This is a genomic window from Edaphovirga cremea (genome assembly GCF_003332275.1).
In the GTDB taxonomy this organism is placed as follows: domain Bacteria; phylum Pseudomonadota; class Gammaproteobacteria; order Enterobacterales; family Enterobacteriaceae; genus Edaphovirga; species Edaphovirga cremea.
The window spans coordinates 455,238-476,955 of record NZ_QOVA01000001.1; the positions used below are offsets into that span (position 1 = coordinate 455,238).

At 48.2% G+C, this 21,718-nt stretch carries 23 protein-coding genes and 1 riboswitch; of the genes, 11 read left to right on the forward strand and 12 right to left on the reverse strand.

All coding sequences use genetic code 11. The features are described from left to right. Positions 1-144: 144 nt before the first annotated feature. Together DRI82_RS02125 and DRI82_RS02130 are read left to right on the forward strand one after the other, a co-directional pair. Positions 145-396: a hypothetical protein gene (locus tag DRI82_RS02125; protein ID WP_114191840.1), complete on the forward strand. Its 252-nt coding sequence runs from the start codon at positions 145-147 to the stop codon at positions 394-396. Positions 397-452: 56 nt separating this feature from the next. Continuing rightward, complete coding sequence (locus DRI82_RS02130; RefSeq protein ID WP_114191841.1) at positions 453-980, forward strand: helix-turn-helix transcriptional regulator; 528 nt, start codon at positions 453-455, stop codon at positions 978-980. 74 nt (positions 981-1,054) lie between these two features. On the opposite strand, the gene DRI82_RS02135 is transcribed toward DRI82_RS02130, so the two are convergent. Together DRI82_RS02135 and DRI82_RS23735 are read right to left on the reverse strand one after the other, a co-directional pair. Then, positions 1,055-1,765, reverse strand: coding sequence for an ATP-binding cassette domain-containing protein (locus tag DRI82_RS02135; protein WP_114191842.1), 711 nt, complete (start codon positions 1,763-1,765; stop codon positions 1,055-1,057). Positions 1,766-2,519: 754 nt separating this feature from the next. Continuing rightward, positions 2,520-2,882, reverse strand: coding sequence for a hypothetical protein (locus DRI82_RS23735; protein ID WP_157967995.1), 363 nt, complete (start codon positions 2,880-2,882; stop codon positions 2,520-2,522). Between the two features lie 24 nt (positions 2,883-2,906). Here DRI82_RS23735 and uvrB point away from each other — a divergent pair, with 24 nt between their 5' ends. Together uvrB and DRI82_RS02145 are read left to right on the forward strand one after the other, a co-directional pair. Further along, a complete protein-coding gene (gene uvrB, locus DRI82_RS02140; protein ID WP_114192011.1) occupies positions 2,907-4,913 on the forward strand; it encodes an excinuclease ABC subunit UvrB in 2,007 nt (668 codons plus the stop codon). A gap of 94 nt (positions 4,914-5,007) precedes the next feature. Further along, complete coding sequence (locus tag DRI82_RS02145) at positions 5,008-5,253, forward strand: VF530 family protein (protein WP_114192012.1); 246 nt, start codon at positions 5,008-5,010, stop codon at positions 5,251-5,253. 53 nt (positions 5,254-5,306) lie between these two features. Here the strand turns inward: DRI82_RS02145 and yvcK are convergent, their stop codons facing one another. Beyond that, the gene (gene yvcK, locus DRI82_RS02150; protein ID WP_114191843.1) at positions 5,307-6,215 is read right to left on the reverse strand and encodes a uridine diphosphate-N-acetylglucosamine-binding protein YvcK; all 909 of its coding nucleotides are present in this window, start codon (positions 6,213-6,215) and stop codon (positions 5,307-5,309) included. Positions 6,216-6,468: 253 nt separating this feature from the next. Continuing rightward, positions 6,469-6,632, forward strand: a riboswitch (molybdenum cofactor riboswitch). Here yvcK and moaA point away from each other — a divergent pair. From moaA to DRI82_RS02180, 6 genes are all read left to right on the forward strand, one after another. Then, complete coding sequence (moaA, locus tag DRI82_RS02155; RefSeq protein WP_114191844.1) at positions 6,623-7,609, forward strand: GTP 3',8-cyclase MoaA; 987 nt, start codon at positions 6,623-6,625, stop codon at positions 7,607-7,609. (Overlaps the previous riboswitch by 10 nt.) A gap of 51 nt (positions 7,610-7,660) precedes the next feature. Beyond that, on the forward strand, positions 7,661-8,173 hold the full coding sequence (gene moaB / locus DRI82_RS02160) for a molybdenum cofactor biosynthesis protein B (protein WP_114191845.1): 513 nt from the start codon (positions 7,661-7,663) through the stop codon (positions 8,171-8,173). 9 nt (positions 8,174-8,182) lie between these two features. Further along, complete coding sequence (gene moaC / locus DRI82_RS02165) at positions 8,183-8,662, forward strand: cyclic pyranopterin monophosphate synthase MoaC (protein WP_114191846.1); 480 nt, start codon at positions 8,183-8,185, stop codon at positions 8,660-8,662. Continuing rightward, the gene (gene moaD, locus DRI82_RS02170) at positions 8,659-8,904 is read left to right on the forward strand and encodes a molybdopterin synthase sulfur carrier subunit (protein ID WP_114191847.1); all 246 of its coding nucleotides are present in this window, start codon (positions 8,659-8,661) and stop codon (positions 8,902-8,904) included. Before moaC ends, moaD begins: the two co-directional genes overlap by 4 nt. A gap of 2 nt (positions 8,905-8,906) precedes the next feature. After that, positions 8,907-9,359, forward strand: a complete 453-nt coding sequence (moaE, locus tag DRI82_RS02175) for a molybdopterin synthase catalytic subunit MoaE (protein WP_170138658.1) — start codon at positions 8,907-8,909, stop codon at positions 9,357-9,359. 240 nt (positions 9,360-9,599) lie between these two features. Then, a complete protein-coding gene (locus DRI82_RS02180) occupies positions 9,600-10,310 on the forward strand; it encodes a Bax inhibitor-1/YccA family protein (RefSeq protein ID WP_114191849.1) in 711 nt (236 codons plus the stop codon). 704 nt (positions 10,311-11,014) lie between these two features. Here the strand turns inward: DRI82_RS02180 and hha are convergent. Continuing rightward, positions 11,015-11,218, reverse strand: coding sequence for a hemolysin expression modulator Hha (hha, locus tag DRI82_RS02195; protein WP_114191852.1), 204 nt, complete (start codon positions 11,216-11,218; stop codon positions 11,015-11,017). Between the two features lie 1,072 nt (positions 11,219-12,290). Here hha and DRI82_RS02200 point away from each other — a divergent pair. Further along, on the forward strand, positions 12,291-12,671 hold the full coding sequence (locus tag DRI82_RS02200) for a hypothetical protein (protein ID WP_114191853.1): 381 nt from the start codon (positions 12,291-12,293) through the stop codon (positions 12,669-12,671). Between the two features lie 182 nt (positions 12,672-12,853). On the opposite strand, the gene DRI82_RS02205 is transcribed toward DRI82_RS02200, so the two are convergent. From DRI82_RS02205 to DRI82_RS02240, 8 genes are all read right to left on the reverse strand, one after another. After that, a complete protein-coding gene (locus tag DRI82_RS02205; protein WP_114191854.1) occupies positions 12,854-13,495 on the reverse strand; it encodes a DUF4225 domain-containing protein in 642 nt (213 codons plus the stop codon). 2 nt (positions 13,496-13,497) lie between these two features. Next, on the reverse strand, positions 13,498-13,977 hold the full coding sequence (locus DRI82_RS02210; protein ID WP_114191855.1) for an Hcp family type VI secretion system effector: 480 nt from the start codon (positions 13,975-13,977) through the stop codon (positions 13,498-13,500). A gap of 510 nt (positions 13,978-14,487) precedes the next feature. Continuing rightward, positions 14,488-15,684 (reverse strand): multidrug efflux MFS transporter, encoded by a 1,197-nt coding sequence (locus DRI82_RS02215; protein WP_114191856.1) that lies wholly within the window; start codon positions 15,682-15,684, stop codon positions 14,488-14,490. A 98-nt stretch (positions 15,685-15,782) separates the two neighbouring features. Further along, complete coding sequence (locus tag DRI82_RS02220) at positions 15,783-16,889, reverse strand: ABC transporter permease (protein WP_114191857.1); 1,107 nt, start codon at positions 16,887-16,889, stop codon at positions 15,783-15,785. Between the two features lie 9 nt (positions 16,890-16,898). Continuing rightward, positions 16,899-18,065, reverse strand: a complete 1,167-nt coding sequence (locus DRI82_RS02225) for an ABC transporter permease (RefSeq protein WP_114191858.1) — start codon at positions 18,063-18,065, stop codon at positions 16,899-16,901. Then, entirely contained in the window at positions 18,062-19,801 is a 1,740-nt protein-coding gene (locus DRI82_RS02230) for an ATP-binding cassette domain-containing protein (protein WP_114191859.1), read from the reverse strand. The genes DRI82_RS02225 and DRI82_RS02230 overlap by 4 nt, the downstream gene beginning before the upstream one ends. An 11-nt stretch (positions 19,802-19,812) precedes the next feature. Further along, a complete protein-coding gene (gene hlyD / locus DRI82_RS02235) occupies positions 19,813-20,799 on the reverse strand; it encodes a secretion protein HlyD (RefSeq protein ID WP_114191860.1) in 987 nt (328 codons plus the stop codon). Positions 20,800-20,817: 18 nt separating this feature from the next. Next, positions 20,818-21,540, reverse strand: coding sequence for a transcriptional regulator (locus DRI82_RS02240; protein WP_114191861.1), 723 nt, complete (start codon positions 21,538-21,540; stop codon positions 20,818-20,820). Positions 21,541-21,718 lie beyond the last annotated feature (178 nt).

Genomic DNA, 21,718 nt, shown 5'->3' on the forward strand with positions numbered 1-21,718 from the left:
TTTCTCTTTGCCAAGCTGCTGTTACTGATGACTTTTGCAGGTTATTTTCTACGCCATCTCTCCGATTGTTTTTTTCAGAGAACAATAGAAGGTTGTCAATTGACAACCAAAAATAGGCGATATATACTCAGTGAGGAGTTAAGGATGACAAGACGTTCACATGCCAGAAAAGAGATTGAAGCAGCCTTGCAGTACATTGCAGCGAACGGTTGGCGTATTGAAGTTGGCGGGAGCCATGCGTGGGGGAAAATATATTGTCCTTACAATAGCCTGGCCTGCCGTTGCGGTGAGTTTTGCATCAGTTGTATCTGGAGCACGCCCAGAAATGATGTGAATCACGCAAGGCAAATCCGCCGGGTCGTGGATAACTGTGTTTTGCATGTGAAGTCACAGTGAAACGGTCGCGTTGAAAGAAATGGTATTGAAAGAAATGGTATTGAGAGGAGTAACTGATGGAATTATATGAGTTCACCCTGATTTTTTCGCTGGCTGAAACCCGGCAAGATCCAGAAGTCCACGTGGCGGCACTGCTTGATGCGGGTTGTGATGATGCGTTGATCGGCGTGGGTACCAAAGGGCGAATAGCGCTTAACTTTAGTCGTGAGGCAGAAACAGCCCTGAATGCGCTGACCAGTGCCTTCAATGATGTAAAAAAAGCGATCCCGGACGCGCGAATTGCAGAGGCGGCACCTGATTGGGTCGGGTTAAGTGATGTTGCTGGCTTACTGGGTTGTTCCAGACAGTACATGAGAAAACTGATGGTTACGCAGAGTCAGGCGTTCCCATTGCCAGTGCACGATGGTTCGACCTCAGTGTGGAATCTGGAGTCCGTGCTGACATGGTTGAAGCAGCATAAAAGCTATCCCGTTGCCGCTACCTTATTCGACATATCCGTCGTCACCAGGCAGTTTAATTTGTATCAGCAGATACAGCAGGCAAGACCTCAGTTGCAGCAACACTTTCGTGCCATTTGTCACTGAGTGGGACAACGTTGTCAGTTTTGTCCCACGGGATTATGCGGAAATAATTATGGGCTGGGTAAATACTTTTCCTTTCAAACCGTGAGGTAGTCGTGGATGAGTTGGTCGTCGAGTTGGTCAAGCGTGCCCTGGGCTACATTACGGCCTTTATCCAGGAGAAAGAATCGGTCCGCGACACGACGGATAAAACACAGCCTGTGCTCAACCAGTAAAACGGTTAGCCCAAGGTCGCGATTCAGACAAAGAATAATATTTCCCATGTCTGCGACCATTTCGGGGTGAATGCCCTCTGAGGGTTCGTCCAGGATCAACAGTTCTGGTTCAAGTACCAGAGCGCGGGCAATGGCCAGTTGCTGCTGCTGGGATTCTGTCAGTTCTCCCGCCCGACGCATGCCTTTGTCGCGCAATACCGGAAAGAGATCATAGACGAGAGAAGGAATATGACGATGCCTATTACGGCTTGCCAGCAGGGCGACATGCAGATTCTCTTCCACGCTCAATTGGGAAAAGATTTGCCGCCCTTGGGGGACGTAGCTAATCCCCATTGACGCCCGGGTTTCCACCGGTTGTTGCAATAAATTCTCGGGGGGACCTTCGGCAGATTGCCAAATTACTGATCCACTCCTGACGGGTAAATGCCCCATAATACAGTTCACCAGCGTGGTTTTCCCTACGCCATTGCGGCCCATCAGACAGGTACATCCACCGCGGGGAAGTTCGAGATTGATATCCCATAAGGTATGGGTTTGGCCATAAAATTGATTGACCGATTTCACACTAAGCATCAGAAAGCCTCCATTGTTATACCGTGAAGCCACACCTCGAAGCTATACCTCGAACGTAATTGCGATCTCGCCGCTTTTCAGTTTTTCTACAGGAAAAATAGGGTTTCACGCCTGCTGGCTGAAAAGTGCAATTTAGCGATAAACGAGCCCTTTAAAGAGTGAAATGATAAAAAAACGGTTTTTTGTCTCAGAAACCACGGCCACTTATAGATTATCCAGTGAATGAATATTCACTCTCAACAAGGGAATAAAACCTTGCTTCTTTTGTTCAATTTCCAATTAATCTGTCTACTACATATAAGCAACTCTTAGGCCAAGTTTCAGAAGGGTGCCAGAAATGTGAGGTTAACAGCTTGTTAATTCCATTTGCGGTTCATTTCAGAATGAAAATCATCAATTTTGCTAATTATTAGGGTTGGCTGAGTAGGTTACGAATGCACCTAACTGGTGCCATGATGTCTGAAATGGTGCAGTGTTATTTTTGGATTGCTGCAACTTCATTCACCCATTATGGCAAGAGAGTTTTTGCGAAATAGGCAATGGGGTTTCTTAGGCTTAATCCGCATAAACAAAGCTAAAAAAGCGCATAAAAATAATTAAAAAAGCCCTTTAGGCAAAAATTGCCCGCTTAAAATCTTTTTTTGCCAACTCCCGGCCGGTGCGGGTCAATGCGACTTATCCACTATTCCTGTGGATAACCTTGTGCATTAGATTAATAAAAGCTGTGGTAGACGAGGCGTGGCGCGGGTTGCGCTCAGTTTGTCCGCATTCTCTGCTCTTTAAAAATAACTATATTTTTCAAATGGATGACTAAAATCAATACTGTCAAATGCTCATTACGAGAAGGGGTGTTATTTTCTGTAAGTAAAATAAAGAAAGTTAATTTGCGATAAAGTCTGGGGATAAATGTGGCATAAAAGTGAAAACGCTCACGTAACTGCAACCTTAACAGTGCAGTCATGCCAGTGAAGGCGAAAAGGTGGTCGTTAATCCGCTTGAAGCTGGATTTATATCCAGTATCATAGGGGTGGCAAAAATTGCTGTGGCCTCCATAATTAGAACCTTGCCTTTTTTCATCAAGGTTCGTGGTCCCAGCGATATCATTGCGTTTTTGCACGCCTCTCCAACAGGTAGCCTGGTAATGAGTAAACAATTCAAACTGTATTCAGATTTTAAGCCCGCGGGCGATCAACCAGAGGCCATTCGCCGTCTGGAGGAGGGGCTGGAAAACGGTCTGGCGCATCAAACCCTGCTGGGGGTCACCGGATCCGGTAAAACATTTACCGTGGCAAATGTCATTGCCGACCTCAATCGGCCGACCATGGTACTGGCGCCAAACAAAACGCTGGCGGCACAGTTATATGGCGAGTTCAAAGAATTTTTCCCGGATAATGCCGTTGAGTATTTTGTCTCCTATTACGACTATTACCAACCCGAAGCCTATGTGCCTAGTTCTGACACTTTTATCGAGAAAGATGCATCTGTAAACGAGCATATTGAACAGATGCGTCTGTCCGCCACCAAAGCGCTGCTTGAGCGCCGTGACGTGGTTGTAGTGGCTTCCGTTTCAGCCATCTATGGTCTGGGTGACCCCGATCTCTATCTGAAAATGATGCTGCATTTGACCCGTGGGATGATCATCGACCAGAGGGCAATCTTGCGTCGGCTGGCAGAGCTGCAATATGCCCGCAACGATCAGGTTTTCCAGCGCGGGACATTCCGCGTGCGCGGTGAGGTCATTGATATTTTTCCTGCGGAATCAGATGAGCTGGCCCTACGGGTTGAGTTGTTTGATCAGGAGGTTGAGCGGCTATCCCTGTTTGATCCGCTGACCGGACACCTGGATCAGGAAGTGCAGCGTTTTACCATTTATCCTAAAACGCACTACGTTACGCCGCGTGAACGCATCCTGCAGGCAATGGAGGATGTGAAAGTGGAGTTGGCTGAACGTCGCAAGGTATTGCTGGCCAACAACAAACTGCTGGAAGAGCAGCGCCTGACCCAGCGTACCCAGTTCGATCTCGAAATGATGAATGAATTGGGCTATTGCTCGGGGATAGAAAACTACTCACGTTATCTTTCTGGGCGTGGTGAGGGTGAACCTCCTCCGACGCTGTTTGACTATCTTCCTTCCGACGGGTTGCTGATAGTCGATGAATCGCACGTCACCATCCCTCAGATTGGTGGCATGTATAAGGGCGATCGGTCGCGTAAAGAGACGCTGGTTGAATATGGATTCCGCCTGCCTTCTGCCCTCGATAATCGCCCGATGCGTTTTGAGGAGTTTGAGGCACTGGCACCGCAGAGTATCTATGTATCTGCTACGCCGGGTAATTATGAAATGGAGAAATCCGGTGGGGATGTCATCGATCAGGTGGTTCGTCCGACCGGTTTGCTCGATCCAATGATTGAAGTCCGGCCAGTGGGTACTCAGGTTGACGATCTGTTGTCCGAGATCCGCAAGAGAGCGGTTATCAACGAACGCGTATTGGTTACGACGTTAACCAAACGCATGGCGGAAGATCTCACGGAATATCTTGAGGAGCATGGCGAACGCGTACGTTATCTGCATTCGGATATCGATACCGTAGAGCGCGTGGAGATTATCCGCGATTTGCGTCTGGGCGAGTTCGATGTTCTGGTCGGGATAAACTTGCTGCGTGAAGGGCTTGATATGCCGGAAGTGTCGTTGGTGGCAATTCTGGATGCAGACAAAGAAGGTTTTCTGCGTTCAGAGCGCTCGCTAATTCAGACGATTGGTCGCGCCGCACGTAACCTGAACGGCAAAGCGATTCTTTATGGTGACAAGATCACCAAATCGATGGCAAAAGCGATTGATGAAACAGAGCGCCGTCGAGCCAAGCAGCAGGCCTACAATGAAGAGCATGGCATTGTGCCGCAAGGGCTGAACAAGCGCATTTCGGACATTCTGCAATTGGGTCAGCCAACGTCACGAACTGCCAAGAGCAAACGTGCCGCGGAAGCTGCCGCCAACTATCAGGCCTTTACGCCGAAAGCGCTGGATCAGAAGATTCGCGAGCTTGAGAGCAAAATGTACACTCACGCACAGAACCTTGAATTTGAAGAGGCGGCCAATCTGCGTGATGAAATTCACCAGTTGCGAGAGCAATTTATTGCCGCGTCGTGATCAATTGCCTGCCGTCACGCGGCAGGCAATGCTTTTTCACCATCCGCAGACCTGCTAAAGTATGCGCCCGCAAAAAGAGTCCGTGAGCAGCCTGATGACCGAGCAAATTAATAAAGATCCTCTCCATGGGATCACCCTTGAGAAACTGTTGATGGCTTTAGTGGATCACTATGGCTGGGCAGGATTGGCGGATCGTATTAATATCAATTGCTTCAAGAGCGATCCCAGCATCAAGTCGAGCCTAAAATTTCTGCGCAAGACACCGTGGGCGAGACAGAAGGTAGAAGAGCTGTTTATCGATACCCAACACGATAATGTGTGGAAGAAAAGCACTCGCTGAAAGCGACAGGGGCCTGAGATTTACTCAGACCCTTTTGACTGTTTTAAAGGCAACTACTTCATCTGTTGCAGCGCGTGTTCCAGCGCCAGACGCAACAATGCCCGATCGTGACGATAGGGTATGTCGCTTGCTTCAAGTGGTTCCTGAATAATCATTCTGTCGGACGTCGTATTGATTTTATTACGAGGGCCGGTAATTACCGCACTGATGGCCTTGCGGCCAATATTTTGCTCCATCAGATCCAGCTTATCCTGCAAAGAGAGCGCAGCGGCCGCTACACTCAATTCACGCCCGAGATTATCAATATAAATAACGGGGGCGGTGCTGCGACGCAGGGCGGTACTCAGATCTGGCAGCAGTAGCAAAGGCATCAGGCTGGTCAGGAAACTTCCCGGACCGATCAGAATCAGTTCCGCTTGTGCTATCGCCTCAATGGCTTCAACCGTTGCGTCTACTGTTGGGGATAACATCAGCTCTTGCGGCATGTGCTGTAATTGATCAACGTTCACTTCCCCGTAGACATGATTGCCTTCGTGATCCAGCGCGACCAGATCGACGGGTTGTTCGGACATTGGGATCAACTGGGCATCGACTTTCAGTAAGCTGCGAACCAGATTGATCGCTTCGAGTGGACGCACGCTGAGATGATCGAGCGCCCTGAGCATCAGATTACCAAGGTTGTGTCCGGCCAACTCCCCGTTGCCACTGAAGCGATACTCGAACATGGCGGAAGCGACGCTCGGCTCAGTAATCAATTGGTTGAGGCAATTACGCATATCGCCCCAGGCAATCCCGCCCTCAGCACGACGAATGCGGCCAGTTGAACCGCCATTATCGGTGGTCGTGACAATACCGGTGAGACAGGATCCGAGCGAAGAAAGCGCGGACATCACTCGTCCCAAGCCGTGTCCGCCCCCAAGAGCAACCACTCTGTCGAGATCGGATAGCGTACGATTGCGCATAGCGTTCCTTTAAAAGGTCAAAAATGCCCCGTTTCATTCTGTGAATGCCCAACAGAATCGCCGGATGCTGCTGTAATTGAGGTAATTTTACCTGAATTTCCTGGGACATGTTATCGACAACGTCATGAAATCACGCTGACTGAAAATTCGTTATATATCAAAATATATAGCGACAATTCGGATTAGCTATCTGTCATTTTTAGCGGTAGAATCCAGATAAAACCACGGTCTCATTACGGTCTTATCAATCGAAATGATGATCAAACTCCTAGCCTTTGCGCCTAAGTCGTTTGTTTCGTTAAAAAAGCTGTCAACGAGACACGATACGGTGTTCTGGCCGTGGCTTTAAGCCACCAGGGTGCAAGGTAGAAATGCCTGCATCTCCCGTATTTGGAAAGGTGTTTAAGGTGCAGCAATTAACCGATGCTTTTGCACGCAAGTTTTATTACTTGCGACTTTCTATTACCGATGTGTGCAATTTTCGTTGCACCTATTGCTTGCCGGATGGCTACAGGCCAAATGGTCATGACAATAAAAGTTTCCTCTCACTCGATGAAATCCGTCGCGTCAGTCGTGCGTTCGCCAATTTGGGGACGGAAAAAGTTCGTCTGACCGGTGGTGAACCCTCATTGCGTCGCGATTTCTGCGACATCATTGCCGCTATCCGTGAAAACAAAACGATCCGCACTGTGGCGGTGACGACCAATGGCTATCGTCTGGCGCGGGATGTTGCGCAGTGGCGCGATGCCGGGCTGACCGCAATTAATGTCAGCGTTGATAGCCTTGATCATCGCCAGTTCCACGCCATTACTGGACAAGATAAATTCCTTCAGGTGATGGCGGGGATCGATGCTGCGTTTGCAGCAGGGTTTGAAAAGGTCAAAGTCAACGCCGTACTTATGCGTGATGTGAATGACACTAGCCTAAATGCCTTTCTTGCCTGGATTAAGCCGCGTCCGATCCAACTGCGTTTTATCGAGTTGATGGAAACCGGCGACGGTTCCGACCTGTTCCGCAAACATCATGTCTCCGGCGGTGTTATCCGCACGCAACTGCTTGCGCAGGGGTGGCAATTACAACCCCGGTCACGCAGTGATGGCCCGGCACAGGTTTTCCAGCACCCTGATTATCAAGGTGAAATCGGCCTGATAATGCCTTACGAGAAAGATTTCTGCGCCAGTTGTAACCGTCTGAGAGTCTCGGCAATGGGTAACCTGCATCTATGCCTTTTCGGCGAGCAGGGTATTCCACTACGTGATCTGTTGGCGGACGATCTTCAGCAAGATGCATTGGCGATGCGTATTCAAGGTGGTCTTCAAACTAAAAAGCAGACCCACTTTCTGCATCAGGGCAATACGGGTATCACGCAGAACTTGTCCTTTATCGGCGGTTAACGTTCAGGTAATCAATGTGTTACCGCAGACTCAGTTTCAAGGAGAAGCATAATGAGCAAAGCCAGCAGCGAATTTATCCCGGCACGTATTGCCATTTTGACGGTATCTGAACGTCGGGGTGAGGATGAAGACACCTCCGGCCACTATTTACGTGAAGCCGCAGAGGAATCCGGTCATCAGGTCGTGGCAAAAGGCATAGTCAAAGAGAATCTCTACGCGATTCGCGCCCAGGTTTCAGTATGGATTGCCGATGAAAATGTGCAGGTGATTCTGATTAACGGAGGAACAGGTTTTACTGCGGGGGATAACACACCCGAGGCCTTGCTTCCGCTGTTTGATCGCGAGGTTGAAGGCTTCGGTGAATTATTCCGTATGGTCTCCTACGAGGAAATTGGTACCGCAACTATCCAGTCGCGCGCCATTGCCGGTATGGCAAACCAGACGGCGATTTTTGCGATGCCGGGATCTACCCGCGCTTGCCGCACCGCGTGGGAACGGATTATTGAGGAGCAAATTGATGCTCGGCACCGTCCCTGTAATTTCCAACCCCATTTAAAGCAGTAAGAGAGCGTTATGTCACAACTGACTCATTTAAATGCGGCGGGTGAAGCCCATATGGTTGATGTTTCCGCGAAGGCGGAGACCGTGCGTGAAGCGCGTGCCGAGGCATTTGTGGAAATGAAGGCCGAGACGCTGGCGATGATCGTCTCCGGTAGCCACCACAAAGGTGACGTGTTTGCGACCGCACGCATTGCCGGTATTCAGGCCGCCAAGAAAACCTGGGATCTTATCCCACTTTGCCATCCGCTGTTGCTGACCAAAGTTGAAGTGCAGCTAGAGGCGCAGGTTGAGCTTAACCGCGTGAGAATAGAATCCTGCTGTCGCTTGAGTGGTAAAACCGGTGTCGAAATGGAAGCCCTTACGGCGGCATCGGTAGCGGCTCTGACGATCTATGACATGTGTAAAGCGGTTCAAAAAGATATGGTGATTGGCCCGGTGCGCCTGCTGGCAAAAAGCGGCGGAAAGTCCGGTGATTTTAAGGCGGATATATGATTCAGATACTCTTTTTTGCACAAGTACGTGAGCTGGTTGGTACTGATGTCCTTGAGGTACCGGCTGAGTTCTCCAACGTAGATGCATTGCGCCAATCGTTGTGCCAAAGGGGCGAACGCTGGGCGCTGGCATTGGAGTCAGGGAAATTGCTGACTGCGGTGAATCAATCGCTGGTGGATGCACACCATCCGTTGACAGCGGGTGACGAAGTGGCTTTCTTCCCGCCGGTGACAGGGGGATGAGTGTGGAAAATACCCGCATTCGCGTTGGTAACGAGCAATTCAGCGTCGGTGATGAATATCAGTGGCTATCGCAATGTGATGAAGACGGTGCGGTAGTCACGTTCACTGGTAAAGTGCGTAATCATAACCTGGGTAATGATGTCAGTGCATTGACGCTTGAGCATTATCCCGGCATGACAGAAAAAGCGCTGGACGAGATTATCGCAGAAGCACGCGCGCGCTGGGCGTTGCAACGCGTCTCGCTGATTCATCGTGTCGGTGCGTTATATCCCGGTGATGAAATCGTGTTTGTTGGCGTCACCAGCGCGCATCGCTCAATGGCTTTTGATGCAGCAGAATTTATCATGGACTATCTGAAAACCCGCGCGCCGTTTTGGAAGCGAGAAGCGACAGAGCAGGGTGAGCGCTGGGTGGAGTCACGGCAGAGCGATCATGATGCGGCCGGACGCTGGTAGTTGTTGTTGGCTAGCTGTTACAGCAAAATAGTGAGGTCAGTCAGCAACAAAGTGTCATGCAAGCGTACTGATTATCCCTTCAGGCCAGGGGTTACTTGGGGTTAGTTAAACCATTGCTAGAGTAAGTGCAATTTTCCCCTTGAGTTGGCCTGTTCTGGGTTATTTTTATGTTAGGCTATACTGATAGGTGGATTGTTTCGGCAGTCCGTAAACATTGTCTCACAGCCAAAAGGATCCATCATGGATCGATATCCACGTTCAAATAATTCGATCGTTCAGGGTGTTAGCAGCGGTATTCAGGCGTATATGGCGCAGGTTTATGGCTGGATGACCTGCGGTCTGTTGCTGACAGCGTTTGTGGCCTGGTATGCCGCCAACACTCCAGCGATTCTTCAATTTATCTTCTCAAGTCAAATCACGTTTTTCGGCCTGATCATTCTGCAATTGGGCTTGGTCTTCGTGATTTCCGGCATGGTCAACCGCCTGAGTGGTTCCGTCGCGACAGGGCTGTTTATGCTCTACTCGGCGTTAACCGGGCTGACGTTGTCCAGTATTTTTATCGTCTATACCTCATCGTCGATCGCCAGTACCTTTGTGGTGGCCGGCGGTATGTTCGGTGCGATGAGCTTCTATGGTTACACCACCAAGCGTGATTTAAGTGGCATGGGCAGCATGCTATTTATGGCGCTGATTGGTATCGTGCTGGCGTCAGTCGTCAATATCTGGCTGAACAGTACCGCGCTGATGTGGGCAGTTACCTATATCGGTGTTCTGGTGTTTGTTGGTTTGACGGCGTATGACACGCAGAAACTGAAGAGAATGGGTGAGCAGTTGGACGTCAATGACCGCGACCACTTCCGCAAATACTCTATCGTTGGTGCGCTGACCCTGTACCTCGATTTCATCAACTTGTTCCTGATGCTGCTGCGTATCTTCGGCAACCGCCGCTGATTTACGTCCTCTCCGGAACTGAGTTCCCATACTGAATCCGAAGCAAGCATTCTTGCTTCGGATTTTTTTATACCAAAATCCGCAAGCCATAACCTGCGACGTTCAAATTTTGCCGATATTGTAAGTAATGCTTTTTTCGCTGCAACTATTATAGGCATCATCAACACTGGTATAATGTTATATCTTCATGGATTTACAAGAGGACCACTTGCCATGTTAGCTATAAGTATGATTGCGATAGTATTCGTTATACTTAAAAATAGTAGAGCAGCGAAAGTAAGTATAAAAACAACGATGAAATTACTTAACTTGAGATTGAAGATGTTCGTTTTTTGGATTGCACCACCTTCATATTGATGATTCATTGAGCACAATAAAAGAAGAGTGATTTCAATTTTTCTAACACTCTTCCTGCTCTTATCAATCATTGTCCATCATGGTATTGATACTCATCATCATAAAATATAGCTTTAAATTTATTAATAGACGACCCTATTTGGTATATCCTCATGACTGAACCTTTATTTGCCCATTTGGTTATTTTGTCATTCCTTATATTTCGAAATAATGCGCCAGTACCTGGTTTTTCAAATAATCCTCTGCTTGCCAAACGCAAAGGGTTCTCCTTTAAAATAAGTCCTTTGTAAGCCGAATACGCCGTGATGGAGAAATCGACAGCACTATAATTATCTGGTTAACCCACTTCATTTTATATACTGCCAGACAGTCGCTGGGATCTTATCATACAGTTTTCCCATCGTGAGCTCCGCAAGTCTATGATCAGATGCAGCGTAGAAGGTTTCAAGCTGATCATTAGTTAAGTCATACTTGTTCTTATCGATTATTTTTTCAAGCGTTTCTATACTTGTGCAACGGCGTAGTTGCATGAGCCAGTCAATCTTTGTCATTTTAATGCCGATTATGTAGGTTATGTAGGTTATGTAGGTTATGTAGGTTATGTACGCATGATATAGTAGTTCGTTACAATAGGGTAGGGCAACGTGTAGTACAGCACCTTAGGGTATCACTCTGGTATGTCAGCAATGCATATCCTCTTGGGTATAAAATACCATTATAAAGGGTGTATCCTTTTTAATACATTCGTCATAGAGTTACTTGTCTTAGAGTAATGTATTAGGGTAAGATAAGTAATCCAGCAATCACAATAAGATAATAGAAAAATTATGAAAATCAAGAAACTAATTTTGAAAAGTGGATTTACTTACCAAGAGCTATTGAAGTTAAAGAGTCAATATAGAGATAAAAAAATGAAACCTATGGTAAAGGAGTAAAAACGACAGATGATGAATCACTGAAAAACTACATTTTGCTAATTGGCGAGCTATGTGGTGGGAATGTAATATTGATTTGTCCTGTTTTTTTTGTGATGATGTTTGGTGCTTATTTTTATAATGATGGTGCAAAGGAAGTTCTTGTCTATTTAATATTGTTCATTATTTTTATTTCTTTTTATATCTTAAAAAGTAGTAGGGGAATAAATTTAAGTTTTCTTCTTACAGCAAAGTTAGTAAGGCTTCGATTTCTCATTTTTTTATATTGTGTTTCACCTCCCATACGTCATTAGTTCCTGATCTTCATATATATCAATAATAAGGTATTTTGTATAATTACCTTGCCGTAACATCTGATATTCCCGATTAGCAAGATCACTTTCAGCACGTATTTCATTAATTAATCTCATGCGTTTGTTCACATCAATCATATTTATAAATCGCATATTGATATTGTTTATAAACTCATCAACCTCTCTGAGGTAATCTCTTCTTACTTGGTGATTTTTAATAAAATACAATGTTAGGTCTAAAGCATGATTGTCTAAAAGATACTTTAAATGAGCTATCGAAGTAATAAAAGTTTAGAGTTTCTTGGTTTTGTTGTTAATGATTTTCTTGCTTCATAATAAAGGTTTCCGCTACACTAACATAGTTAAATTACAATCGGGTAATGAGGATAATTTGAATGGATGCGCGTAGTATAGTCGTAAGCAATGGTTTTTCTTATAAAGAACTTCTAAAATTCAAAAATGACTACCTGAAGTTTAAAAAAGAGCTAAAAAGAGCAGGCGAGGAGGAGGGGCGAGGTATGTCGTTTATTGAGTCCATAATATTTGTATCAAAAGATTCAGTAAAAAGTATATTAACGTTGTTTATTATGTCTCTGTTTTACATCTTAGCTACAATCGTTTTTGACTTTAAACAAACTTTGTTTGCTGTACCATTCCTTGCTTTCTTTGTCATAGCAGAAATATATAAGAATGCAAAATCCGAAAACCACAGTATTTTAACAGAAATTAAACTAATAAAGCTTGGGTTACGGATTAAGATTAATCAGTTATCGTGATATTGATAACCTTCATCTGCATACAGTAATTTGAATTTATGCAGGGTAGATCCTACTTGGTATATTTTCATCGCTGTCTTTTTGCTATCCCATTTAGATATATAATCTATATTGACATATCTATATAATTTTCCTGTTCCAGGTTTTTCAAATAAGTAACTATCCACCAGCCTATTTCTATTCTATGCTAAAATAGGCATTTTATATGCAGAATATAGAGTGGCAATAAAATCAACAGTTGCATAAGCAAGATCACCATCATATTTATCGCGTCCTAAATATTTTGCTCCTGCTCTGTATATGTCTCTAACCCAACCTGTCTTCTGATTTTCATAGAGCACAGGCGAAATAGCTTCATAGGCATTATTGAGTCCATGAGTAAATAGAACTACCCCTATAGATTTCATACGCCTAAAATGCATACTTTGGCCGAGTTTATAAACTGTCACGCCAGCCGCTGTTTCGACAGCTCCAGAAATTACACCACCTCCTATTTTTGCGTACTTAACTACGCCTTGATCTTCAAATATCTCTGTAATGATATATTTTGTGTAGTTCCCTTGCCGTAACATCTGATATTCTCGATGAGCAAGATCACTTTCAGCACGCATTTCAGTAATTAATCTCATGCGTTCGTTAACATCAAACGTATTTCTAAAGCGCATATTGATATTGTTTATAAACTCATCAACTTCTCTGAGGTAATCTCTTCTTACTTGGTAATTTTCAATAAAATACGATGAAGCTAATGTAGCAATACGTCTAAGGTCCACAGCATGCCTATCCAAATCATACTTCAAATGAGCTATTGCAGTAGTTCCCATGATTAATACACCCTATCTTCCCAGATGCTATAGGCACTCGTTCCTGCCATTACGTGTTCCCAAGTGATAGATTCGTATTTGAAAGAAATACTTTCATCAGATTGAGTATCGTTGTGGGTTAGTGAGTTAGGGCTAAACATCCTAATTTCACTTAACGTAGCGCCTGTCAGTTTTATCTTGAAGAAAAGCTCCAGACCACCAGAAGGATTCATTCTGTAAAACACAAATTCGCATGTCAGGCGTTCATTCTGGTTTATTGCTAAAGCCAAGAGTGGGGTTGCTTTATCTATGGGCTTTCTGATTTGGATGGGATGAAGCTGAACATTGCTTTCGCGAGTCATAAGATTGATCAGTTCAAGGATAAGGATCTGATCTTCGTGTCCCTTTTGGTATTTGTTTCCTATGGAATCAAGAGTTGAACATCCAGCAGAAATCAGTCCTTGTTTCTCTCCCTTAATCGTTGCATATATTATATTAGCCATGTAGATCCCTTACATACAGTACAGAAAAACTTATAATACATAGGGTCTGATTTAAAATCTAGCTTATAAAGAATCTTTATAACATTAGTAAATTTTGTTATTTAGATTGTACCATTCTTGGTCTGAATGGTTTGTTTTTAAAAACTAACAAACTCATCATATAACGTATTTTGTACTACCAACGAGGACAATATGCAGTGTATTACTCGATCTAATCATTCAGTACTTATACGACCTATCGTCATGTTCATGACCTGTAAACCCCTACGCTCTACAAAAATCGATAAGGCTAAAAGCTATAGTACCTTCGCTTGATGATTAGTAAGGTAATTATTTGCCGTGAAATGTTCCAGCCAAAAAGTGGTAGTCAATAGATGAAGAGGAGAGATAGCTGAATTTGTTTTTTTAGGGGTACTTCGTGTAGATCAGTAAAAAACTATTCAGTGATGATTTCATCCAGATATTGGAAATACGAAATGCAGAATGTTTTTAGAAAATAATTGACAGAGTTCACCGCCGCACCGGAATCTTCTTGAACGCGCCGCGTATCTGTAGGGCATTGATGAGCACAATGACGGCGGTACTGATAAACACCCAGCGGAAACCCGCAAACGCCGATATACCCGAGCCAAGAAGTGGGCCGACTACATTTCCCAGATACATAAAAGATTGGTTATAACCAAAGATGCGCCCGGTGACCTGATCGCTGGAGTATTTCATTAGCAAGGTTTGAACCGCAGGCAACAAGGCCCCGTCAGCAAAACCCAGCAGGAAACGTAATATCCCCAATTGCATGGGAGTTTGCACCCACGACATAAAGATAAACAGTACAGTCGAAAACAGCAGCGCGGCGATCAGAATGCGTTCGGTACCGATGCGATCGCCTAACCGTCCGAGGCGTGGGGCGGAAATCAGCGCCGAAACACCGGGCACGGCGGCAATGACACCGCTGATAAAGGCGATGTTGCCATGAGAGTTGGCAATATCCTTGATAAACAGCGTCAGGATCGGGCTGATGGAACCATTGGCAAGCTGGATAACCAACGTCGTGACGAACAGGGCAAGCATTAAACCGGGGTAGGGCAATGAGGCGAAAACGGCTTTACCGCTCAATTTATCCTTACGATTGACCACGACTCGCTGCTCTTTAATCAGAAACAGGGTGATCAGGAAGCTCATGAACATCAAACCCGCAGTGACAAAAAATACCACGCGCAGACCGAGATAGTCAGCCATAAATCCACCCAGTAACGGGCCGATAATAACCCCGGTGATCGGGCCGGTAGACAGCGTACCCAGCGCCCAACCACTCTTTTCCTTGGGAACCTGGGAGGCGACCAGCGCCATGGCATTGGGAATATAACCGGAAGTCAGTCCCATCAAAGAACGCAGGATGAACAGTTGCCAAACGTTGGTCACGAACCCCTGTAGCACAATAACGATAGCCATCCCGAGCGAAGCACGAAGCAGCATCAGCTTGCGGCCTTTTCTGTCCGCAAGGCTACCCCACATTGGCGCGACGAACGCCGACACCAGAAAAGTGCCGCTGAAAACCAGTCCTGACCACATGCTCAGCGATTCATGGGAGTGCACACCCAATTGTTCTATGTAGAGCGGCAGGAATGGCAGAATCTGACTCATCGCCAGGCCAGTGAAAAAGCAGCCTAACCAGACAGAAACTAAATTAATCCTCCAGGTTTCTCTCATTCCCGTGCACAGCCTCGAATCCATAGCTAAAGAGACTAAATAATAGCAGCCTAATCAATCAGTCCAACAGTGGAAAGTGGTAACAATTTGACTGCCGATCAGGCGATTTTTCGACGGAACATCCAGTACGCGGCGCTGCCTGTTGTGGCGGTAATCACCAGCAGTGGCCATAAGCTGTGCCAGATAATCGCAAAACTGGCATCCTTCAGGTAGATCTGTTTGGTGATATCGGTGAAGTGGCGGATTGGATTCACCCAGGTAAAGTTCTGTAGCCACACCGGCATGTTTTCCACTGGCGACACATACCCTGAGAGCAAAATGGCTGGCATCATAAATACAAACACGCCTATAAATGCCTGCTGTTGGGTGGAGCATAACGACGAAATCAGCAGGCCAAAGCCCACCAGCGACAGTCCATAAATCAGCATTGTGAAATAGAATAACAGTAGCGATCCGGCAAAAGGGATCTGATAGCAAAAGATACCAATCAGCAAAACAATCGAAGCCTGAAAAGTAGCAACAATCAGTGCAGGTACTGCTTTACCGATAAAAATCTGCCAGGTGGTCAGCGGAGAAACCAGTAACTGCTCCATGGTGCCTTGCTCACGTTCGCGCGCGACAGATAATGACGTCACAATCAGCACGCCGATGGTGGTAATCATTGCAATCAATGATGGCACCACGAACCATTTATAATCCAGATTTGGGTTGTACCAGTTGCGGGTGATCAGTTCACTGTTGTTGGCAACGGCATGCGATCCAACCAATTCAAGCTGGTAGTCACGCACAATTTGTTGCAGGTAATTGGCGGCGATTTGTGCGCTGTTCGAATTACGCCCATCAAGAATGAGTTGTAACGATGCCGGATGGCCACTCGCCAGATCGCGGGAGAAGTTGGCTGGAAAACGGATCAGCAGCAGCGCCTTCTGGTTATCGATTGTCGGGGCAATCTCTTGCGGACTGCGCAACAAAATCACGTTGGAAAACGCTTTCGCCTTGGCGAACCGCTGGGTCAGTTCAATCGAATTTTGTCCGCTGTCTTCGCTGTAGACTGCGATGGTGGCATTGGTCACTTCCAGCGTGGCGGCAAAGGGGAACAGTAAAACCTGCAAAATCACCGGCATAATCAGAATGGCCCGGGTTTGCGGATCCCGCAGCAGCGACTGCATCTCTTTGATGATCAACGTGATGAGACGATGAAACATAGACTCTCCTTAATCCAGTCGCCGCTGGGTTTTCCAGGCGGTCAGGCCAATGAAAAACACCGCTGAGGCAATCAGGAACAGCAGGTTAATCCACAGCACGGTGGCGATATTTCCCGCCAGAAACAGTGTTTGCAGCGTACTGACAAAGTAACGCGCCGGAATGATGTAGGTCACGGCACGAACGATCGCGGGCATGCTGTCGATTTCGAAGATAAATCCTGACAGCATCACCGAGGGCAAAAATGCCGCGTTGAGCGCCACCATGGCGGCGTTGAACTGATTGCGGGTCAGGGTGGAAATCAACAGTCCCATACCCAATGTGCTGGCGAGGAACAGGCTGCTGATCACAAACAGTACAATCAGCGATCCGCGATAGGGTACGCCGAGTACAAAAACGGAGACCACCATACAAAGCAGCATGGCAAACATGCCGAGCACGTAGTACGGCAACAATTTTGACAGGAGCAATTCGCTGCGGGTGACCTGGGTTGAGAGCAGGGCTTCCATGGTGCCACGCTCCCATTCGCGGGCGATCACCAGTGAGGTGAGAATCGCGCCAATGACCGTCATGATGATGGTGATCGCGCCGGGAATAATAAAATGCTGGCTGATGGCGGCCGGGTTGAACCAGTAGCGCAACTGCACGTCGATCAGCATCTGATCTTCCTGACCGCGATCGCTGGCACGCTGTTGCCGCCAGATTTGCCAGATACCTTCGCTGTAGCCCTGCACAAAATTGGCCGTGTTGGGTTCACTGCCGTCGGTGATCACCTGAATGGGGGATTTCACGTCGGGGCGCGCCAATTGCTGGGCAAAATCCGGCGGGATCACTATCAATCCGCGTATGCGCCCGGCCTGCATCATCTGGATCAGCGCCTGACGGTTATCGCTGATCGTCGGTTCGATATAGGGTGAGCCAGAAAAGGCATGCGCCAGATCGAGCGCTTCCTCACTCTGTTGCTCCAGCAGAATGCCGACACGCAGTTTGCTGGAATCAAGGTTAATGCCGTAGCCGAAAATGAACAGCAGCATCAGGGGAATGACGAAAGCAATCAGCCCACTGCTGGGATCGCGAAGTATCTGGTGGGTCTCTTTCAGACACAGTGCCCGCAGTCTGCGCCAGGAAAATCCGGTATTGCCATGCGGGGATTTGCCGGACACGATCGGTGCGCTCATTTCTGCTCCTTGTTATCCCATGCCTGAACCAGCTCGATAAAAGCCTGTTCCATTGAGGGATTCGGATTTTCGTCGCTGGCGATTTTCTGCTTCAAATCGTCAGGCGTTCCTGCCGCAATGATTTTACCGTGATAGACCAGCCCGATGCGGTCACAGTATTCGGCTTCATCCATAAAGTGGGTAGTGACCATCACTGTGACGCCTTTGTCGACCATGCCATTGATATGCAGCCAGAATTCCCGGCGGGTGAGGGGATCGACACCCGACGTGGGTTCATCGAGAAACAGAATATCCGGCTCATGCATCAGCGCACAGGCCAGTGCCAGACGCTGTTTAAAGCCGAGCGGCAGCGAGTCGGGCGCCTGGTTGAGGATCGGCGTAAAGTTAAACGCCTCAGTCATCTCATCGATCTTCTTACGCTGCGCCTTGCCGCTCAAACCGTAGACGCCGGAAAAAAACTTGAGGTTTTGTGCAACGGTCAAATTGCCATACAGCGAAAATTTCTGCGCCATATAACCCAGGTGCTGACGTGCTTTGCCAGAGCTGGTTTTAAGATCCATCCCCAGAACCAACGCCTTGCCTTCGGTTGGGATCAGCAGTCCGCACATCATTTTAAACGTCGTGGACTTGCCCGCGCCATTCGGCCCAAGCAGGCCAAAGATTTCGCCGCGCTGGACTTTGAAATCGACATGATCGGTAGCCGCGAAATCACCAAATTTCTTGGTCAATCCCTGCGCTTCAATCACTGTTTCCTGCGGATCAACTTCCACCAATGGCATAATTTTCGCCAGCGCCGATTCTTCATGTGGCCCGCCGCCGAGCAGGTCAATGAACGCATCTTCAAAACGCGGATCGGCTTCCTGCAATTCGCCATCGGATTGGTCGAGAGCGGCAAGAAGTTGCTGATGGTCTTCACCTTCGCGCAGGATCAGGCGCAGATATTTACCTTGAATAACGCCATCGGTGACCTGTGGCAGGCAGAGTGCGCGCTGCAATAAGGCGCGATTGCTACCGTGGCTGGCGGTCACCAGCACGGTTCGTCCGGCCATACGCTGAGTCAATTCTTGCGGCACGCCGCTATAAAGCAGCTTGCCTTCGTTGAGCAGCAGGACATCCCGACACTGTTCCGCTTCATCCAGATAGGAGGTGCTCCAGAGAATCAGCATGCCCTCATCGGCCAGTTCGTGGACCATGCGCCACAGTTCACGACGCGAAATAGGATCCACACCGACGCCGGGCTCATCAAGCAGCAACACTTTGGGCTGACCGACCAGCGTGCAGGCCAGACCGAGTTTCTGCTTCATGCCGCCGGAGAGTTTTCCCGCCAACCGATCGGTAAATCGGGTGAGATCGGTAAACGCCAGCAGTCGCTCGAACGTTTCCCGACGCAGATCCCCGGTCACCCCGCGTAAGTCGGCGTAAAGCGTCAGGTTTTCCATCACCGTCAGATCTTCATACAAACCAAATTTCTGTGGCATATAGCCGAGAATGGCGTGCAATTGGCGATCGTCGGCTATCGGATCCAGACCGACAACGCGCATGGTGCCTGCGCTTGGTTGCATCAATCCTGCCAGCATGCGCAGCAGCGTGGTTTTACCCGCGCCATCGGGGCCGACCAGTCCGGTCACCGCGCCGCTGCGAATTTGCGCAGTCAGGCTGGCGACAGCCGGGTGATCCAACCCTTTGAAGCTTTTCTCAAGCTGGTCCAGCTCGATGAGGTGTGGCTGTTCGCTCATGACACACCTGCTCAGGGTTGGGCAAAACGAAGGGTGACAGGCATTCCCTGACGCAGGTGATCATCGGCGTCGGTCACGATAATCCGCAGGCGATACACCAGATCGGTGCGCAGATCGGGTGTTTCGACACTTTTCGGCGTAAATTCGGCTGTCGGGGAAACAAACCCCACCGTTCCGTGATAAGGCTGGTCCGGTCGGCCATCGGTGAATATTTCCACCTTGCTGCCCGGTACGGCGTGTTGCAGATTGATCTCATTGATATAGGCGCGGATCCACACTGGTCTGGTGAGTGACAGGGTGAAAATCGTGCTGCTGGCGCTGACCATCGTGCCCGGTTCGACGGCGCGGGTCAGAACGGTCCCCTCTGATGGTGAAATCAGCGTGGTATCTTGCAGGTTCAGTTCGGCCTGGGCGAGAGAGGCTTGTGCCTGGGCCAGATTGGCTTTGGCCTGATCGATCTCTTGCGGGCGATTGCCGCTCTCGTATTGCGCCAGTTTGTCTTTCGCCGCTTGTACATTGGCGAGAGCCTGATTGCGTGATGTTCTGGCATCTTCCAGTGCATCGGCAGACGTGGACTTGCTGGCCCACAATCCGCGTTGGCGCTGGTAATAACTGTCTGCGTAAGCATACGCCGATTGCCGTTGCGCCAGTTCAGAGCGCACCTGGGCGATCTCTTCCTGACGGTAACCCGCCTGCAACAGATCGAGCTGGGCCTGACTGCTGGCTACGTTGGCTTTGGCCTGTTGCAGCGCGTTGAGATAAGGCGCGTCATCCAATTTACCGAGCAGTTGCCCGGCTTTGACCGCATCCCCTTCATCAACCGTCAGCGAGGCCAACCGGCCATCAACGCGGAAACCGAGATTAACCGTGCGGATATCGACGTTGCCATACAGCGTCAACGGTTGATCTTTCTCGCGTTGATAGTCATAGATGGCGTATGCGGCAGCGGCGACCAGCGCCAGAACCACCACGACAATAGCGATCTTTTTCTTGTTCATAACACTCCATGCCTGTTTCTAGCGGAGAGAATTAGCCCGCAGCCCGTTAAGAAGAAGTTCGATGTGTTCGGCCAGAACCTGACTGATCAATTGCGCCTCGTCATCGCCGATATTCTGCCAGTTGGCGCGCAGGCGAATGGTTTCCCGCGCCACGCGAAACGACAGCACTTCACCCATCAGCGCATGGGTATGAATAATGGTTTTCGTATCCTCAGCCTGCATGCCGCAGTAACCGGCCACCAGTTGCGTCATCATCGTATGCAGTGGCGCGATGACTTGTTGATGAATGACGGGGTAGGCATCGGTTGGGGAAAGTTGTTCACGGGACATGATCTTGCTGAGATTCAGCGTCTCTGCCTGCGTCATCAGATGGCTGAACTCCAGCAATCCGCGTCGCAAGAAGGTCATATAACGTTCAGGCGTTTGCTGTTCGGCAGGAGACGCCAGAAAATGCCCCACTTCGTCGGCCAGCGGACGGAAAGCCCGCTGGATAAAATCGGCAATCCATTGAGCGACGGCCAGATACAGCCCCTCTTTGGAGTGGAAATAGTAGGTGATCGCCGCGATATTTTGCCCGGCGCGCTGGGCGATGTCGCGGGTAGTCGCCGCCTGCAAGCCATTCTCACCGAAGACTTCAATGGCTGCGGTGATCAGTTGCTGCCGGGCCTGTTCCCCGCGGCTGGTCGTTGAAGACGCCGAATTAGTTGATGAAGCAGGATCAGATGGCGAAGCGGGATACATAACAGTACCACCAAGAAAGTTAATCAATCATATGATTAACTTTAGTGCTTCAGGCGAAAAACACAACCATTCTGTTCATATTTTCTGCAAGCAAGAGGAAGTGCATGAGGTTCATCACAGGATAATGACGGCAATTCATACCCTAAATGGTCGATCTTCCCGACATAATCCACAGCAC